The sequence below is a fragment of the Ensifer sp. NM-2 genome (assembly GCF_003024455.1).
Classification (GTDB): domain Bacteria; phylum Pseudomonadota; class Alphaproteobacteria; order Rhizobiales; family Rhizobiaceae; genus Ensifer; species Ensifer canadensis.
Window position 1 is genome coordinate 1 of the sequence record NZ_PVZR01000164.1, and the last position, 409, is coordinate 409.

At 61.6% G+C, this 409-nt stretch carries 1 protein-coding gene; it reads left to right on the forward strand.

Annotated elements, in window-relative coordinates; genetic code table 11:
- Positions 1-100 precede the first annotated feature (100 nt).
- Positions 101-409, forward strand: a 309-nt coding sequence (locus tag C6558_RS39300) for an Hsp70 family protein (RefSeq protein ID WP_146161032.1), incomplete at its 3' end; no start/stop codon positions are given.

Genomic DNA, 409 nt, shown 5'->3' on the forward strand with positions numbered 1-409 from the left:
TTTGACCATCCCTGTAACGTATCTCACATGACAAGAATCGACGGCCCCTGTAGCGTGTCTTTCGTAGCGCGCCTCACGTGACAAGAAAGGAACGACCATCATGGCCAAAGCAGTAGGAATCGATCTGGGGACCACGAACTCCGTTATCGCCGTCTGGGAGGCCGGCGAGGAGAAGGTCATCCCGAACGCGGAGGGAGCCCGCACTACCCCGTCGGTGGTCGCTTTCACCGAGGACGGTGAACGGCTGGTGGGGCAGCTTGCCCGCCGGCAGAGCATCCTCAACCCGAAGGGCACCATCTCGTCCGCCAAGCGGTTCATCGGCCGGTCCTTCGACGAGATCAAGGAGGAGGCCAACGCCGTCGGCTTCGACGTCGTGGAAGGCCCCAACGGCGAAGCACGGTTCAACATC